At 63.6% G+C, this 16,855-nt stretch carries 15 protein-coding genes; 6 read left to right on the forward strand and 9 right to left on the reverse strand.

Annotated elements, in window-relative coordinates:
* The gene (rnr, locus tag JI748_RS06080; protein ID WP_201635988.1) at nucleotides 1–2,280 is read right to left on the reverse strand and encodes a ribonuclease R; all 2,280 of its coding nucleotides are present in this window, start codon (nucleotides 2,278–2,280) and stop codon (nucleotides 1–3) included.
* A gap of 127 nt (nucleotides 2,281–2,407) precedes the next feature.
* On the opposite strand from rnr, the gene plsY reads away from it, so the two are divergent.
* On the forward strand, nucleotides 2,408–3,016 hold the full coding sequence (plsY, locus tag JI748_RS06085) for a glycerol-3-phosphate 1-O-acyltransferase PlsY (RefSeq protein ID WP_201635990.1): 609 nt from the start codon (nucleotides 2,408–2,410) through the stop codon (nucleotides 3,014–3,016).
* Nucleotides 3,016–4,131 carry a DNA-processing protein DprA gene (dprA, locus tag JI748_RS06090; protein WP_201635992.1) on the forward strand — a complete coding sequence of 372 codons (1,116 nt, stop codon included), beginning with the start codon at nucleotides 3,016–3,018 and terminating at the stop codon, nucleotides 4,129–4,131. Before plsY ends, dprA begins: the two co-directional genes overlap by 1 nt.
* A 74-nt stretch (nucleotides 4,132–4,205) precedes the next feature.
* On the opposite strand, the gene murB is transcribed toward dprA, so the two are convergent.
* Nucleotides 4,206–5,210 carry a UDP-N-acetylmuramate dehydrogenase gene (murB, locus tag JI748_RS06095; protein ID WP_201635994.1) on the reverse strand — a complete coding sequence of 335 codons (1,005 nt, stop codon included), beginning with the start codon at nucleotides 5,208–5,210 and terminating at the stop codon, nucleotides 4,206–4,208.
* Nucleotides 5,211–5,334: 124 nt separating this feature from the next.
* Here murB and topA point away from each other — a divergent pair, with 124 nt between their 5' ends.
* Nucleotides 5,335–7,965: a type I DNA topoisomerase gene (gene topA / locus JI748_RS06100; protein ID WP_201635997.1), complete on the forward strand. Its 2,631-nt coding sequence runs from the start codon at nucleotides 5,335–5,337 to the stop codon at nucleotides 7,963–7,965.
* A gap of 133 nt (nucleotides 7,966–8,098) precedes the next feature.
* Here the strand turns inward: topA and JI748_RS06105 are convergent, their stop codons facing one another.
* The 3 genes from JI748_RS06105 to JI748_RS06115 are packed head-to-tail and all read right to left on the reverse strand — an operon-like array spanning nucleotide 8,099 to nucleotide 11,402.
* Nucleotides 8,099–9,142, reverse strand: coding sequence for a dipeptidase (locus JI748_RS06105; protein WP_201635999.1), 1,044 nt, complete (start codon nucleotides 9,140–9,142; stop codon nucleotides 8,099–8,101).
* The gene (pyrC, locus tag JI748_RS06110; RefSeq protein WP_201636001.1) at nucleotides 9,139–10,437 is read right to left on the reverse strand and encodes a dihydroorotase; all 1,299 of its coding nucleotides are present in this window, start codon (nucleotides 10,435–10,437) and stop codon (nucleotides 9,139–9,141) included. Before pyrC ends, JI748_RS06105 begins: the two co-directional genes overlap by 4 nt.
* Nucleotides 10,434–11,402, reverse strand: a complete 969-nt coding sequence (locus JI748_RS06115; protein ID WP_201636003.1) for an aspartate carbamoyltransferase catalytic subunit — start codon at nucleotides 11,400–11,402, stop codon at nucleotides 10,434–10,436. Before JI748_RS06115 ends, pyrC begins: the two co-directional genes overlap by 4 nt.
* Nucleotides 11,403–11,524: 122 nt before the next feature.
* Here JI748_RS06115 and JI748_RS06120 point away from each other — a divergent pair, with 122 nt between their 5' ends.
* Together JI748_RS06120 and greA are read left to right on the forward strand one after the other, a co-directional pair.
* Entirely contained in the window at nucleotides 11,525–12,112 is a 588-nt protein-coding gene (locus tag JI748_RS06120; protein ID WP_201637075.1) for an SOS response-associated peptidase, read from the forward strand.
* Nucleotides 12,109–12,591, forward strand: a complete 483-nt coding sequence (gene greA, locus JI748_RS06125) for a transcription elongation factor GreA (protein WP_201636005.1) — start codon at nucleotides 12,109–12,111, stop codon at nucleotides 12,589–12,591. Before JI748_RS06120 ends, greA begins: the two co-directional genes overlap by 4 nt.
* A 6-nt stretch (nucleotides 12,592–12,597) precedes the next feature.
* Here greA and JI748_RS06130 read toward each other — a convergent pair whose 3' ends face one another.
* Together JI748_RS06130 and JI748_RS06135 are read right to left on the reverse strand one after the other, a co-directional pair.
* Entirely contained in the window at nucleotides 12,598–13,113 is a 516-nt protein-coding gene (locus JI748_RS06130) for a nucleoside/nucleotide kinase family protein (protein ID WP_201636007.1), read from the reverse strand.
* 3 nt (nucleotides 13,114–13,116) lie between these two features.
* Nucleotides 13,117–14,316 carry an MFS transporter gene (locus JI748_RS06135; protein WP_201636009.1) on the reverse strand — a complete coding sequence of 400 codons (1,200 nt, stop codon included), beginning with the start codon at nucleotides 14,314–14,316 and terminating at the stop codon, nucleotides 13,117–13,119.
* A 58-nt stretch (nucleotides 14,317–14,374) separates the two neighbouring features.
* On the opposite strand from JI748_RS06135, the gene JI748_RS06140 reads away from it, so the two are divergent.
* The gene (locus JI748_RS06140) at nucleotides 14,375–14,974 is read left to right on the forward strand and encodes a TetR/AcrR family transcriptional regulator (protein WP_201636011.1); all 600 of its coding nucleotides are present in this window, start codon (nucleotides 14,375–14,377) and stop codon (nucleotides 14,972–14,974) included.
* Here JI748_RS06140 and uvsE read toward each other — a convergent pair.
* The gene (gene uvsE / locus JI748_RS06145) at nucleotides 14,971–16,005 is read right to left on the reverse strand and encodes a UV DNA damage repair endonuclease UvsE (RefSeq protein WP_201636013.1); all 1,035 of its coding nucleotides are present in this window, start codon (nucleotides 16,003–16,005) and stop codon (nucleotides 14,971–14,973) included. The genes JI748_RS06140 and uvsE overlap by 4 nt on opposite strands.
* A gap of 83 nt (nucleotides 16,006–16,088) precedes the next feature.
* Nucleotides 16,089–16,802: a transcriptional repressor LexA gene (lexA, locus tag JI748_RS06150; RefSeq protein WP_201636015.1), complete on the reverse strand. Its 714-nt coding sequence runs from the start codon at nucleotides 16,800–16,802 to the stop codon at nucleotides 16,089–16,091.
* Nucleotides 16,803–16,855: the final 53 nt, after the last annotated feature.

Here is a 16,855-nt window from a genome sequence, read left to right on the forward strand (position 1 = left end):
TTACCTCTTTCTCCGACCTCTCGGGCCGAAGCTCTTAGGTGCACCTCGCGGCGGTCTTCTTCCAGATGGCGGATTGCCGCGCTTGCCTTCCGACAAAAGCTCGAAGCGCAATGCGCCAGCTACCGGAGCCGCTTCCAGTAGCCGGACCTCAACGCGGTCGCCCAGGGTAAAGGTTTCACCGCTCCGTTCGCCGATCATGGACTGGCGTTCCTCGACATAGCGGTAGAAGTCCTGGCCCAGGGTCGAAGCCGGGATGAAGCCGTCGGCGCCGGTTTCCAGCAGGCGAACGAAAAGGCCGGATTTGGTGACGCCGGAAATGCGGCCGAGGAACTTGGCGCCGATGCGCTCGGCCAAAAACTGGGCGAGCAGGCGATCCGAGGTTTCGCGTTCGGCCAGCATGGCGCGGCGCTCAGTGGCCGAGATATGCTGGGCAATGCCGGGAAGTTTTTGAGCTTCCTGCTCGGTCAGGCCGTCGTTGCCGAAGCCCAGCGACTTCACCAGAGCGCGGTGCACGATGAGATCGGCGTAGCGGCGAATGGGCGAGGTGAAATGCGCGTAGCGGTCGAGATTGAGACCGAAGTGGCCATAGTTCTCTGCGGAATATTCGGCCTGCGCCTGGCTGCGCAGCACCATTTCGCTGACTTGCTCTATGTTATTGGCCTTGCGGGCCTGGCTCAGGATGCCGTTGAAATCCGAGGCGCGGACACTGTCGGATTTCTTGACGGCGATATCGAGCGAACCAAGGAAGTCACGCAGAGCCTGAAGCTTTTCGGACGAAGGCTCGTCGTGGACGCGATAGAGCAGCTCGCTGCGTCTAGCCTCCAGCGTTTCAGCCGCGGCGACGTTGGCGGCGATCATCATTTCTTCGATAAGGCGATGCGCGTCGAGACGTTCGGGCACGTGGATGTCGCGAACCATGCCCTTATCGTCGAGGAGGATTTTGCGCTCGGGCAGATCGAGATCGAGCGGGCCCCGCTTGTCGCGGGCGGCGCTCATGGCGGCATAGGCGTCCCAGAGCGGGCGAAGGATTGGCTCGAGCAGGGGGCCGGTGTTATCGTCGGGATTGCCGTCGATGGCAGCCTGGGCCTGCTGGTAGCTGAGCTTGGCAGCCGAGCGCATCAGGATGCGATGGAAGCTGTGGCTGCGCTTTTTGCCGTCGGCACCCAGGACCATGCGCACGGCGAGGGCGGCGCGGGGCTCGCCTTCTTTAAGCGAACAGAGTTCGTTGGAGATGCGCTCGGGCAGCATCGGGACGACGCGATCCGGGAAGTAGACCGAATTGCCGCGCAGATAGGCTTCGCGATCGAGAGCCGTGCCGGGGCGGACATAGGCAGCGACATCGGCGATGGCGACGGTGACAATGAAGCCGCCGGGGTTCTTTTCATCCTCGTCGGGCGCGGCATGGACGGCGTCGTCGTGGTCCTTGGCATCGAACGGATCGATGGTAATCAGCGGCAGGTCGCGCCAATCCTCGCGGCCCTTGAGGGAAGCTTCCTTGGCCTCCTCGGCTTCACGCAGGACGCTGGCCGGCCATTTGTGCGGGATTTCGAGATTGTGGATCGCGATCAGCGAGATGGCGCCTTCGGACTTGGGGTTGCCAATGACCGAGGTGACGCGGGCGCGCGGGATCATCAGGCGGCCAGAGAGCTTTACCTCGACCTCGACCAGATCGCCGTCCCTGGCGTCGCCGAGATCGCCGACCGGAATGCGCATTTCCTTTTGCTTGCGATCAACGGGGATGAGCCGGGCGCCTTCGTTGTCGGTGCGGACGATGCCGATATGGGCGCGACGGGGCTTGTCGAGCACCTTCATCGGCTTGGCAGTGTAGTTGGGTATCGCCTCGTCGCCGGCATCGATGCGGGCGAGAATGCGGTCGCCGGGTGCCGGGGCGACGCGGGATTTGCTGTCGACGAGAACGCGGACGCGCGGCTTTTCGCCTTCCTCATCGTTCCACTGCGCCGGATAGGCGTGGAGATGATCGGGATCGGCGTCGCCGGGGATGTCAAGCACGGTGACATGGGGCAGGGCGGCAGTGCGGCGCAGGGCCTTTCGGGTGCGGGCGATGACGCCTTCGCCCTCAAGCTCGGCCAGCATGGCCTTGAAGGGGCGGCGCAGGTCGCCGCGGATGCCGAGCACCTTGGCAAGATCGCGCTTGCCCTTGATGTTGTCTTCGTCGGCCAGGGCCTCGAGCACCTGCTCGCGACTAGGCAAAAGTTCGGCCGCGGTGAGGCGCGGGCGCTTGGGGCCGGACGTGTTTTTGTTTTTTGCTGGTTTGGCCATGATTTTCGTCAGGTTTCGGGATTGCTCTTTATGTAGGTCACCGCAGGGGTTTTGCCAAATCGCCCCTTGTCGCTCCGGCCCTTAGGACGATAGTTGTGGAGCCAACGTCCATGAGGGGGATGCGTTCATGCCGACCGATATTTTGCCGCTGATCCCGGCGCTGGTGCTGGGTTATCTTTGCGGCTCGGTGCCTTTCGGGCTGATCCTGACCGGCGCGGCCGGTCTTGGCGATATCCGCTCGATCGGCTCGGGCAATATCGGTGCGACCAATGTCCTGCGCACCGGCAACAAGACGCTCGCGGCGGCGACGCTGGTGCTGGACGCGCTCAAGGCGGCAGTGGCGATTCTTGTCGCACGTTATTTCTGGGGTGACGATGCCGCGATGCTTGCCGCTGTCGGCGCATTTTTCGGCCACTGCTTTCCGGTGTGGCTCGGTTTCAAGGGCGGCAAGGGGGTTGCGGTGATGATCGGTTCGCTGCTGTCGCTGAGCTGGCCCGTGGGGCTGATTTTTTGCGCGGTGTGGTTGCTGATCGGCTTTACGCGCAAGATCTCATCGCTGGCGGCGCTGACCGCCGCGGCGACGGCGCCGATCTTCACCTATGTCTTCAACGCCAATATTTGGCTGACCTTCACGGTGGCGGCGCTGGCGCTGTTGCTGTTCTACCAGCACCGTGAAAACATTTCCCGGCTGATCAAGGGCACCGAGCCCACCATCGGCGGCAAGAAGGCGGCCTGATGCTTTCCGGTGGTGGTCAGGCGCTGACTGCCGCCGAACGCGTCGCCTGGCTGCGGCTGATCCGCAGCGACAATGTCGGGCCGGTGACTTTCCGGCAGCTCTTGAGCCGGTTCGGTTCGGCGGCCGCGGCGATCGAGGCCCTGCCCGAGCTCAGCCGCAAGGCGGGCAGGGGCGTCACTGTCACTCCGCAAGCCAAGGCCGAAGACGAGATTGCCGGGCTCGAGCGCTACGGCGCGCGGCTGGTGGCGCAAAGCGAGCCCGATTACCCACCGCACCTTCATCATATCCCAGCCGCGCCGCCGCTGATCACCATGGCAGGGGGCGAGCGGCTCGACTGGCAGCGCACGGTCGGCATTGTGGGGGCGCGAAACGCTTCCACCGCCGGCGTGAAGATGACGCGGTTGCTGGCCACCGATCTTGGGGAGCGGGGCTATTCGGTGGTCTCCGGGCTGGCGCGCGGCATCGACACGGCCGCGCATCGGGCGAGCCTCAGCACGGGAACCATTGCCGTGCTGGCGGGCGGGTTCGACAAGATCTATCCGGACGAGAACATCCCGCTGGCGCATGACATTCTCGACAATGGCGGGGCGCTGCTGACGGAGATGCCGCTAGGCTGGGAGCCGCGAGCGCGGGACTTTCCACGGCGGAACCGCCTGGTTTCTGGATTGTCGCTGGGGATCGTCGTGGTCGAGGCGGCCAAACGCTCGGGCTCGCTGATCACGGCGCGGCTAGCGCTGGAGCAGAATCGCGACGTGTTTGCCGTGCCGGGGTCACCGCTCGATCCACGCGCGGAAGGTGGCAATTCGCTGATCCAGCAGGGTGCGCGGCTGATCACCTGCGCCGAGGACATCATCGAGGTGCTGGGCAGCGCCGACCCGGCGCGGATGGCGCTGTTCGATGCCGAGTGGCAGCCTGACGAGATCGGCGAGATGCCGGCGGAGGATGATCGGGCACGGCTGTTAGAGGCTTTGTCGAACACGCCGGTGGAGGTCGATGAGCTGATCGCGGCCACGGGGATCGGGCCATCGGCGATGCAAATGCTGTTGCTGGAGCTCGATATTGCCGGGCGGATCGAGTGGTCGAGCGGGCAGCTGGTAGCGCTGAGGTATGAGTGAGGCGTGCCGTCGGGCCCACTGACCCTGCCACTTCCTCGTCCTTCGACAAGCTCAGGATGAGGTCTTCTGAGGGGTCAGAGGAAAACGGGCTCTTCGTGGAGATCGACGCCGAAGCGGGTTTTGACCGTTTGTTTGACGTGTTCCGCCAGCTCGCGGATATCGGCCTGCTCGCCGCCGCCGTGGTTAACGAGGACCAGGGCGTGGCGTTCGGAGATGCCGACCTTGCCCATGCGAAAACCTTTAAGGCCGCTTTTTTCGATCAGCCAACCTGCGGAGAGCTTGGTGCGGCCTTCGGCTTGCGGGAAATTCGGGGCGGTCGCAAATTCCGCCACGACTGGCTGCGCGGCTTCGACCGACATGATCGGGTTCTGGAAGAAGGAGCCGGCATTTGGGGTGACGCGCCAATCGGGGAGCTTGCTTTGGCGAAGGGCGATGACGCGGTCCATGACCAGTCGCGGCGTGATTTCGGCCGCTTCGGCGAGATAAGAAAGGCCGGCGAAGCCAAGGTTGGGCGACCAGGCTTTTGGCAGGCGCAGGCGGACGGAGGTCACGACGTAGCGGTCGGGCTCTTCCTTGAAGACGCTATGGCGATAGGAGAAGTGGCAGCCGGCGCGGTCGAACTGCACCGTGTCGCCGGTTTTCCGGTCGAAGGCGGTTAGGCTGTCGAAAGTGTCAGCGAGCTCGGCGCCATAGGCACCGATATTCTGCACCGGGGCGGCGCCTATAGTGCCGGGGATGAGGGCGAGGTTTTCGAGGCCGCCGAAACCCTGCTCGACGGTGAAGCTGACGACATCGTGCCAGCTTTCGCCCGCGGCGGCATCGACAAGGATATTGTCGCCATCGTCGATAATGGCGCGGCCCTTGTTGGCGAGCAGCGCGGTGATGCCATCAAATTGCGGTGCGAGAACGACATTGCTGCCGCCGCCGAGAATGCGCACGGGATGGCCGGCGGCGAAGAGCGCCGTGAGCTGCGCGGCGTCGGTGATTTCGACGCCGAAACGCGACTGCGCCCGGAGGGCGAGCGTGTTGCGGCCAGTGAGGTCGAAATCCGGAATCAGGGCGAGGGGAGCGTCGGTCATCACGGCTCTTATCACCATTGTTCGGGCCCTCTCGGCAAGCGTCACGTCAGGGTGGCCCGTTGACAGTCCTATCCGGCTTCACCATGTTGCGGCCTCTTCGAACAGCGTTGCGGAACATTCCCCCATGAAGGTCGTCGTCGTTGAAAGTCCGGCTAAAGCCAAGACAATCAACAAGTATCTCGGCAAGGACTATGAGGTCCTGGCCAGCTTCGGCCATATCCGCGACCTGCCGGCCAAGGACGGTTCGGTGCGTCCGGACGAAGATTTCGCCATGTCATGGGAAGTTGATACGGCGTCCAAGAAGCGCGTCACGGACATCGCCAATGCGCTCAAGGGCGCCGATGGGCTGATCCTTGCTACCGACCCTGATCGCGAAGGCGAGGCGATTTCCTGGCACATTCTCGATGTGCTGCGGGCCAAGAAGGCGCTCAAGAAAGACACGCCGGTGCAGCGCGTGGTGTTCAACGCCATCACCAAGGACGCGGTAACTGCGGCCATGGCCAAGCCGCGCGACATCGACATGCCGCTGGTCGACGCCTATCTGGCGCGCCGGGCGCTCGATTATCTCGTCGGCTTTACGCTCTCGCCGATCCTGTGGCGCAAGCTGCCCGGCTCGCGCTCGGCTGGCCGCGTGCAGTCCGTGGCGCTGCGGCTCGTTTCCGAGCGCGAAGCGGAAATCGAGAAGTTCAAGCCGGAAGAATATTGGAGCGTCGAGGCGCAGCTGGCGCAAGGCGGCAAGAGTTTCCTCGCGCGTCTTTTCGCCGTCGATGGCAAGAAGACCGACAAGCTCGACATCAAGAACGGCGAAGATGCCGGAGCGCTCAAGGCGCTGATCGAGGGCGGGCAGTTCAACGTCGCCAATGTCGAAAAGAAGCCGACCAAGCGCAATCCCTATGCGCCCTTCACGACGTCGAGCCTGCAGCAGGATGCCTCGTCGCGCCTCGGCCTTTCGCCCAACCGGACCATGCAGATCGCCCAGCGTCTCTACGAGGACGGGCTGATCACCTATATGCGTACCGACGCCGTGCAGATGGCGCCGGAGGGTATTTCCATGGCCCGCTCGGTGATCGGCAAGTATTTCGGCGAGGAGTATCTGCCGGAGAAGGCACGCATCTACCAGACCAAGGCCAAGAATGCGCAGGAAGCGCACGAGGCCATCCGCCCGACGGACATGTTCAAGCGACCCGAGCAGCTCAACCTCGATGCCGACCAGGCCAAGCTTTATGGGCTGATCTGGCGCCGCACGCTGGCCTCGCAGATGAAATCGGCCGAGATCGATCGCACCACGGTGGACATCGCCGTCAACGTGCCGGGCCGTGCCGTGACGCTGCGCGCGACCGGATCGGTCGTCACCTTCCCCGGCTTCCTCAAGCTTTATGGCGTCGAGGTGAAGTCGGACGAGGACACAGAGGACGAAGACGATCGCGAGCTGCCGCCGCTCAATGTCGGCGACAAGCCGGACATCAAGAAGGTCGAAATCGAGCAGCATTTTACGCAGCCGCCGTCGCGCTTCACCGAGGCCAGCCTCATCAAGAAGATGGAAGAGCTCGGCATTGGCCGTCCCTCCACTTATGCCGCCACGCTGACGACGCTCAAGGACCGTGACTATGTGCGGCTCGAGGGCAAGGCGCTGCATCCGGAAGATCGCGGGCGCATCGTGACCTCGTTCCTCGAGTCGTTCTTCACGCGCTATGTGGAATATGGCTTTACGGCGGGCCTGGAGGAAAAGCTCGACCAGGTTTCGGCCGGCGAGCTCGACTATAAGGTGCTGCTGCGCGACTTCTGGAAGGATTTCACGCAGGCAACCGAGGAGATCAAGGACCTTCGCGTGTCCGAGGTCCTCGATGCACTCAACGACTTGCTGGAAGACCACATTTTCCCGCCCAAGGCGGATGGGTCCGATCGCCGCCGTTGCCCGACCTGCGGCACCGGCACGCTGTCGCTGAAGCTGGGCAAGTTCGGCGCCTTTATCGGCTGCTCGAACTATCCCGAATGCAAGCACACGACGCAGCTGTCGGATGCGGCCAATGGCAATTCCTCGCAGGCTGCGGCCGGCGACGGGGTGCTCGGCACCGATCCGGAAACCGGCGAAGAAGTGCATCTCAAATCTGGTCGCTTCGGGCCTTATGTGCAGCTCGGTGATGGCAAGGAGCCGAAACGCTCGTCGCTGCCAAAGGGTTGGGATGCGGCAACGCTGACGCTGGAGAAGGCGCTGCAGCTTTTGTCGCTGCCGCGTGAAGTGGGTCTTCATCCGGAGTCGGGGCTGCCGATCTCGGCGGGCCTCGGGCGCTATGGTCCGTTCATCCTGCATGACGGCAAATATGCCAACCTGCCGGATGTGGAAGAGGTGTTCACCGTCGGGATCAACCGTGCGGTGGACCTGATTGCGCAAAAGGCGGCCGGTGGCTTCCAGCGCGCCAGCGCTTCGGCGATCAAGACCTTTGAATATGACGACGGTCCGATCAAGATCGCGAACGGCCGCTTCGGTCCATATGCGCAGTTGGGCAAGGTCTATGCGAATATTCCCAAGGACATCAAGCCTGAGGATATCACCCTTGAGCAGGCTGTCGCGCTGATCACCGCCAAGATCGAGGCTGGCGGCGGCAAGAAAAAGGCACCGGCGAAAAAGGCTGCGGCCAAGAAGCCGGCGGCAAAGACTGCGGCTGCGGCGAAGAAGCCGGCTGCGGCCAAGAAGGCACCGGCGAAGAAGGCTGCGGCGAAGAAGATCGTAGATAGTGAGGATGTGCCGTTTTAGGCGAAGCTCCCTCATCCGCCCTTCGGGCACCTTCTCCCGCGAGGGGAGAAGGCGATGGGGCGCCATCTCGCCTGTCTGACCTTCTCCCCCTGCGGGAGAAGGTGGCTCGCGCAGCGAGACGGATGAGGGGTAGTTACCCGATTGTCCGTTCGATCAGCTTCAGCCAGTTGTCCAGCGCGATCTTTTTGACCAGCGTTTCGCCGTAGCCTTTGTCCAGAAGCGCCTGCAGCAGGTTTTGGGTGCCGCGGACGTCGCCAATGGCGTTGGGGATGCGGGCGCCGTCGAAGTCGCTGCCCAGTGCCACGCCGTCTTCGCCCAGGGCCTCGATGAGGGCGTCGACATGGCGGACCATAAGTTCGATCGGCGTATCGGCGTCGAATTTGCCGTCCTCACGGAGGAAGCCGGTGGCGTAGTTTAGGCCGACCACGCCGCCGGAGTCGCGGATGGCGGCGAGTTGCCAATCGACCAGGTTGCGGGTGCCCGGCGAGATGGCGTGAACGTTGGAATGGGTGGCGACCAGCGGCTTGGTGGAGATGGCTGCGACGTCGCGGAAGCCGGCGGCGTTGAGGTGGCTCAAATCGACCATCACGCCGTGCTTGTCGCAGAGGCGGACAAGTTCCTTGCCGGCATCGGAGAGGCCCGGGCCGATATCGGGATCGGCATTGTGGCGGAAGGGAACGCCGGTTCCGAAGGCATTGGCGCGGCTCCAGGTGATGCCGATCGAGCGCAGGCCAGCGGCATAGAGCACGTCGAAGGCGTGAAAGTTCGTGTCGATGGCCTCGGCGCCTTCGATGTGGAAGATGGCGGTGTGCTTTTCGATGGCGATGGCGTTGCGGATGTCTGCCGCTGAACGGCAGATCGTGAGCGCACCGGCCTGTTCGAGGCGCAGCAGGATTGCGGCCATACCCATGGTGGATGGCGTGGCATCGGCGGTGCTGAGTTCGGGCGGAAGCTCGCCATTGCTCATGGGATTGGTGGCGACGCTTGCGAGGTTGCCCTTTAGCGGCGGCGGGAACATCGCGTAAAAGCCGCCGACCATGCCGGCCGCCTGGGCTCGCGGGAGGTCTACATGACCATCCTGCGTGCCCTCGACGAAGAGCGCGACCTTGTCGGGGTTGGCGTGCTCGAGCAGGCGCAGCAGCGTGTCGTTGTGGCCGTCGAAAAACGGAATGGTCATGCGGCTTCCTTGTGGGTGAAGACGGTTCTGCCGCCGACAAAGGTGCGCATGACCTTGCCCTGCATGCGTGCGCCTTCAAAACTGGTGTTGCGTGACTTGGAGCGCAGTTCGCGCTCGGTAACCTGCCAGGGATATTCGAGGTCAAAAAGGATCAGATCGGCCGGCGCACCGCGCGCGATGCGACCACTGGGGAGCCCGAGGATTTCGGCCGGACGGACGGTCATGGCGCGAAGGATGGTCATCAGGTCAACGTCGCCGGAATGGACCAGGCGCAAGGCCGCGGCCAGCAGGGTTTCAAGCCCGATGGCGCCGTCGGACGCTTCGGCGAAGGGCTGGCGCTTGACCTCGGTGTCCTGCGGATCGTGATCGGAATGAATGGTGTCGATGACGCCGGTTTTCAGCGCTTCGATCATGGACTGCCGGTCATCCTCGCTGCGCAGAGGCGGGTTGAGCTTGAAGTAGGTGCGATAGCGGCCGATGTCGTTTTCATTCAGGCAGAGATTGTTGATCGAGATGCCGGCAGTAACGTGCGGGTTACGCGATTTCGCTGCTTTCAGCAGCGCCGCCGAGCCTTCGGTGGAGATCTGCGCGGCATGGTAGCGGACGCGGGTGAGCGCCGCGAGCTGCAGGTCGCGCGCCAGGGGGATGGTCTCCGCTTCGCGCGGAATGCCGCGCAGGCCGAGCACGGTGGCGAAAAGGCCGGCATTCATGACGCCATCGCCGACCAGTTCGCTGTCGGCCGGTTGATGGACGAAGGGCATGTCGAAATTGGCGGCGTAGTCCATGGCGCTGCGCAAGAGCGCAGTGGACTGGATCGAGTGCGACCCGTCGGTGAGGCAGACCGCGCCGGCTTCCTTGAGGAGACCGAACTCGGTCATCTCCGTGCCATTGAGGCCGCGGGTAATGGCGGCGGCGGGAAGAATGCGGGCAGGGGACTGCGCTTCCGCCCGGCGGATCAGGAAGTCCACCAGAGCGCCATCGTCGACCACGGGGGTGGTGTCGGGCATCATGACGAGGCTGGTGACGCCGCCGGCAACGGCAGCGGCCCCGGCGGAGGCGAGGGTTTCTCGGTATTCCTTGCCGGGCTCGCCGACGAAGACGCGCATGTCGATAAGGCCGGGCGCCAGGACGTGGCCCTGGGCGTCTACCACTTCGGCTTCGTCCGGCACGCCGACCGGGCCACCCAGCGCCAAGTCGACGATATTGCCGTCTTCGACCAGCACCGCGCCGCGATGGTCGGTGCCCGATGCCGGGTCGACGATGCGGGCATTTTCGATCAGCAGCGGACGGGTCATGGCTCGTTCCTCGGCGGCAGGAGGGCATCGAGCACGGCCATGCGCACGGCAACGCCCATTTCGACCTGGTCGGTGATGACCGAGCGTTCGCTATCGGCAATGGACGGATCGATTTCCACGCCGCGGTTCATGGGGCCCGGATGCATGACGATCGCATCGGGCTTCGCATGGGCGAGCTTTTGTTCGTCGAGACCGTAGAAACGATAATATTCGCGCACGGACGGGATCATCTTGCCATTGGCGCGCTCGTGCTGAAGCCGCAGCATCATCACTACGTCCGCGCCCTTAAGGCCTTCTTCCATGTCGCTGAAGACTTCGGTGGCAAGATTTTCGATGCCCGGCGGAAGTAGGGTTTTTGGGGCGATCACCCGGGTGCGGACATTAAGCGCGCCGAGAAGCAAGAGGTTAGAACGGGCGACGCGGGAATTGGCGATATCGCCGCAGATGGCGACCGTCAGGCCGGCAAGCCGCCCCTTGTGGTTGCGGATGGTCAGCGCATCGAGCAGCGCTTGCGTCGGATGTTCATGGGCGCCGTCGCCGGCATTGACCACCGAGCAGCCGACCTTTTGCGCCAAGAGCTCGACCGCGCCGGCTGCCGAGTGCCGCACGATCAACACGTCCGGGCGCATGGCGTTAAGCGTTGCAGCCGTGTCGATCAGCGTCTCGCCCTTGCTTACCGAGCTGGTCTTGACCGACATATTGACCACCAGCGCACCCAGCCGCTTGCCGGCGATTTCAAAGGACGATTGCGTACGCGTCGACGGCTCGAAGAAGAGATTGATCTGCGTCTTGCCGCTCAGCGTCGGCAGCGATTTTCGCTCCTGCCGGCTGATCTCGATCATACGCTCGGAGCGATCCAGCAGGTCGAGGATCTCGTGCTGCTTGAGGTCGGCGATGGAGATCAGGTGGCGCTGGGCGAACGGGGGGAAGTCACCGGCAAGGCCGGCTGGAGAAACATGCGGCATGTCGCATCCCTTGCGATTTGCTGCGGTGTAGAGGAGGGGGGCGGACGGGGCAAGCGCGAAGTGCCCCCATGCGGCAATGCTCCCCGGTTGAACGCCCGGCCGGGTCAGCGCATTGCTCAGGCATGTGCAACGATTACGAACAGCATGTGCGTGAGGCGGCCTATCGCAAGGCGCTGGAGGCGCTCGAGCTTGGCGGATCCGATGGAGACGAGGCGGCGCTGATCGTCGCCGACGACATCCGGATCGGCGATGTCGGGCCGGTGTTGCGTGCGGCTGGCAATGGCGTCGAGCTCAAGCCGATGCGCTTTGGCTTTCCGCCGCCCCGGGCCAAGGCGCCGCCGGTGTTCAACTTCAAGAGCGATAACCGCAGTTTTGCCGATAGCCGGCGCTGTGTCGTCGTGCTGTCGGGCTTTTTCGAATTTACCGGCAGCAAATATCCCAAGACCAAGCATCGCTTTTCGCTCAAGGGATCGCCGATCATGGGGATTGCGGGGCTCTGGAGCGGGGACGAGGACGGCGGGCTGAGTTTTACCATGCTGACCTGCCCGCCGGGTCCCGATGTCGAGCCGATCCATGACCGGCAAGTCTGCGTGCTGAAGCCGGAGCAATGGGCGGAGTGGTTATTTCTGACCCGGCCGGAAGCGGAATTGCTGCGGCCGCTGCCGGCGGGGACGCTGGATGTCGAAGTGGTGCGGGAGGGCAAGCAATGAGCGTGGCATTTACCAAGGAAGACAGCGCTGAGACAGCTGCCGAAACCATGCTGCCGGAGCGGACGGTTCCCGAGGGGCCAAACCTTGTCACCGCGGAGGGGCTGGCGGCTCTGGAGCGGCAGCTGGAGGCAGCGCGCGTGGCGTATGAAGCGGCGTTGCGGATCGAGGATGTCAATGAGCGGCGGCGGCAGGCGGCTAATCCCTATCGGGATTTACGGTATTTCGACGAGCGCTTGCGCACAGCGCAGGTGATCGAGGCGCCGCAGGAAGCGGGTGTCGTTGCCTTTGGCAGCACGGTGACCTTCGAGCGTGACGATGGGCGGGTGCAGACCTACCGAATCGTCGGTGAGGATGAGGCCGATCCGAAAGCGGGGACGGTGTCGTTTTCCTCGCCAGTGGCGCGGGCGCTGATGGGCAAGAGCGTCGGCGATGTGGTGACGGTTGGCGGCCGCGAGGTCGAGGTGGTGAAAGTCGGGTGACAGGATCTAGGCGAGGGATCTGGCCAGAATTTCGTCGACCACTTCGCGGAGGGGTCGCGTCGTATCGATGCTGATCGCCACCTTGGGAAGGTCTTGTCGCTTCTTGTGCAGATGGCGTGTCATTTCGCGTTCTGCGGGTTCGGAACCCCATTCGTCGCGGCGCAGCAGCAGGCGGCTTTCGATGGTTGGCCAGTCGGCCTCGAGCAAGAAGACGGCGTCCATGAGGTGGACGAACTGGTCGTGGTTGCGCGAACCGCCGCAGAAGAAGGTCACCTCGTGGGTCCGGTCGGCGATGATGGCCTTGACCTCGTCGACGGGCCAGATGTGGTGATCGTTGATGAAGGCGAGGTCTTCGACCGCTGAGGCCGCAGGATCGAGCGGGGCGCCGGTTTGCGGATCGCCCTGGTAGGCGAGGGTGCGATCGCCATGCACGACATGGAAGCCACGGCGTTCGAGTTCGGTGGCGACCGTGGTCTTGCCGGAGCCGGAAACGCCTTCGATCAGGATGTTGCGCAGGGCCATGGCTCAGTCCGTGGCGCGCAAGCCGCGCCTTTGCCCTAGCATAACCCAAATGGCGAGCGGCACCATGCACAAGCCTGCCCAGGCATAAGCGGGGAGGATGCCGAGCCTTTCGGCGAGGAAACCGAAGAGCAGCGTTGCCGCGACGCCGACGAGGTTTTCCGCCATCACCAGCGCGGATGTGGTGGTGGCGCGGCTCGTGCCTTCCATGACGCGGTGGAAGCGCGCTTCCGCCAGGACGCTGACCGGAGCGACAATTACGTAGGCGGCGCAGAGCGGCAGGACGAAAAGGGGCGATGTGCCGAGCGCGGCGAGGATCAGCAGGGCGCCGCCCAGGAGCGGCAGGGACCAGGCCAGCGCCGGGCGCCCGTCAAGGCGGTGGGCATGAATGCTGGCCAGGGCATAGGCTGCTTCGACACCGGCGCCGGCGACGCCCCAGGCCCAGACCGGCAGGCTGATGGCGAGAAAATAGAGCTGGTCGAACTCTTCGAGCAGTTCGAAGACGATGAGGCCAGCGGCCATATAGGTGGTGACGAAGCGCAGGTCTGGGTGACGGCGGAACTCGTTTGCCGCGTCGCGGAAGTGGCTCAAGTAGGAGCCCGTTTGCTCCGGCTGAACTTGTTTGGCGCCGAGGCGGCGGACGTCTTCTAGCCAGAAGGCGATCGCAGCGGCGGCGAGAAGCGGCGGGATGGAGAGCCATATGGCCCAGTCGAAACCGGCCGCGGCAACGAAGCCGCCCAGCAAGGTTCCGGTACCGATGCCCAGGCCTTCGGCGGCGTTGTCGCGGCCCAGGACCTTGTCGAAGTCGTCGCTGCGGCCGTCATGCGCCATGCGCTCGTAAAGCAGCGCTTCGCGGGAGCCGGACTGGGCGGCCTGGCCCAGGCTCCAGAACAGGAAGCCGAGGCCATAGAGCCAGAAATTGCCGGCGGCGAAGCCCCAAAGAACGAATGTCAGTGACTTGGCCAGTGGGGCGAGGACAAGCAGCACGCGGCGGTCGAAATGGTCCGAAAGGGCTCCGGACGGCATTTCCAGGAGGATGGCGCTGAGCGACCAGAATGCAAGGAGAGCGCCGATCTGGCTAACGCTTAGCCCTTCCAGCTCGAAGAGCGCGGTGTAGATGGCATAGGCCAGCATGCAGTCGAATAGGAAAGCATAGGAATAGTAGAGCACGAGGAACCGGCGCAGCGGGAGCAAAGGTCTGGACATGGCCGCAGTTCCATTTCAGAACGCCAGGTGAGTAACCCTGCCGAGTTGCTGGGTCAATATGTTTCAGAATGATCGGTTTGAAATGGCGCGGCCACGGCTTTATGTGCGGGACGAGGTGATCGACAAGGCGATGGAGCTCTTCTGGCGACAGGGCTATGAGGGCGCGCATTTGCAGGCGCTGGTCGAGCATACGGGGCTCAACCGCTTCAGCCTCTACAAGGAATTCGGCGGCAAGGCGGGCCTCTACGAGGCGGCGCTGGAGCGGTTCTTGGGATTATTGCTGGCGCAATATCGGCAGGTGCTGACGCAGGCGCCGCTTGGGCTCGAAAATATCGAGGCGGTGCTGAAGAGCCTGCAATATGGCAGCCAGTATTATGGGTGCTTCATGCTCAACACCTTGACGCAGAAGGATACCGTGCCGCCGGGGGCGTTCGAGAAGGCCGTGGCGGCATCGGAGGAAATTGAGGCGCTTTACCATGGCAATCTGGTCAGCGCCGCAGCGCGCGGGCAGGTGAATGCCGGTGCGAGCCTGTCGGGCTTGGGCAAGATGCTGCAGACGCTCGACCAGGGGCTGCATATCCAGGGCCTGGCCGGCACCAGCGATGCACAAAAGGATCGCGTCATCGCGGCGGCAATGACCTTGCTCCGGGCGACTTAGGCGCTTTCGCTTTCCATAAGGCTTTCCTGCTCGCCTTCCAGCGCCTTCTGCTGCGCCGGAAAGAGGCCGAAGCGGGCAGCGACGTCGGGCGCGTAACGCAGGAGGTCGGGCCGGAGCTTGATCAAAGCCAAGTCCTTCGATTTGGCTTCCAGCATGACGTCGAACTCCAGGCCTTTGGCGATGCGCATGAAGGAAATGAACTCGAAGGGCTGCACGAAATCGGCGTGGCCGGTCCAGACGGGAGCGACGATCACCGTCTCGGCCTTGCCGGTCTTGCGGTTCTTGCGCGCCAGCTGGCGCAGCTCGGTGCGGGGTGAGGAAAAATGAACTTTCGGGCGCACCTCCGAAGGCCAAGTCGCCAGCATGCTGGAGAGCGCGTCGCGCAGATCGAGGCCCTCGGGGTTGAGGCACCAGAAATGCTGATGATCGAAGATCAGCCTTACGCCAGTGTGTTCGTGGACATAGAGCGTGTCGGCACAGGAAAAGCGCAGGTCGTCGTTTTCAAGCACGAGGCGGCGGCGCACCGGCTCGGGGAGGGTGGGCCAGGTCTCGACCCAGCGCTGCCGGGCCGCGATCTTGTCATCATAGACGCCGCCGACATGGACCACCATGACCGCTTCTGGTCCAAGGCCCATAAGGTCGAGCATTTCAGCCTGGCTCGTGAGGTCCCAGATGCTTTTGCGCACCAGTTCCGGGTCGGGGCTGTTGAGGACGATGAACTGGCTGGGGTGAAAGGAGAGCCGCAGGCCAAGCTCGCGCGCCCGCTTGCCGATGATTGCGAGATCTCCTGCGCAGTCCTGCACCATCGAGTGGAACTGCGGCATGTCGGGGTGGGTGGCATAAGGCGCAAGGTCAGAAGACATGCGGTACATGCTGATCTGGTGCTTCACCAGATAGTCGAAGATATCCGAGAGATACCCCAGCGAGACACGAAGATGGGGGTTGGATTGCGAGCGACGCGCGTCGTTGCTTTTGAGCGCAGGGTTGCCCAGCACCTTGACGGGAAAGCCGAGCTTGAGGAGATTGGACATTCACATTGCCTCCGAGGAGGGAATGCACGACTCTTTACGCCGTTCCGAAATGATAGAGCCGGGCGAACCCGGCTCGAAGCATTCTAGTACTTGCGCAGAAGGCCAATGAGACGGCCCTGAACCTTGACGCGATCAGGCGGGAAGATGCGGGTCTCGTAGGCGGGGTTGGCCGCTTCCAGCGCCACGGTATTGCCCTTGCGGCGCAGGCGCTTAAGCGTTGCTTCCTCGTCGTCGACCAGGGCGACGACGATCTCGCCGGTGCCGGCCGTGTCCTGGCGCTTGATGACTACGGTGTCGCCATCGAAGATGCCGGCTTCGATCATCGAGTCGCCGCGCACTTCGAGCGCATAGTGGTCACCGGCACCCAGCATTTCCGGCGGGACCTGGATGGTGTGGGTGTGCTGTTCGATCGCAGAGATCGGCGTACCCGCCGCGATCCGGCCCATGACCGGGATCGAGACGGGGCGGGCATATTCTTCTGCCGCAACGCCGCGGGCCGGCGACGTGCTGAGCTTGCCCAAGCTGCCTTCGATCACCGACGGCTCGAAGCGCGCCTTGCGGCCACCGAGCGAGGGGTTCATTGAATCGGGAAGCTTCACCACTTCCAGGGCGCGGGCGCGGTTCGGCAGGCGGCGGATGAAGCCGCGTTCTTCAAGCGCCGTGATCAGCCGGTGAATGCCGGATTTGGACGCCAGATCCAGCGCGTCTTTCATTTCGTCAAAGGATGGGGGGATGCCGCTTTCCTTCATCCGTTCATGGATGAACATGAGCAACTCGTGTTGTTTGCGCGTCAGCATCGGCCCGGCATCCTAGAATCGGAACATAGACAGAACGGTTATAATCGTTCCAT

Origin of the sequence: Devosia rhizoryzae (assembly GCF_016698665.1) — a bacterium.
Classification (GTDB): domain Bacteria; phylum Pseudomonadota; class Alphaproteobacteria; order Rhizobiales; family Devosiaceae; genus Devosia; species Devosia rhizoryzae.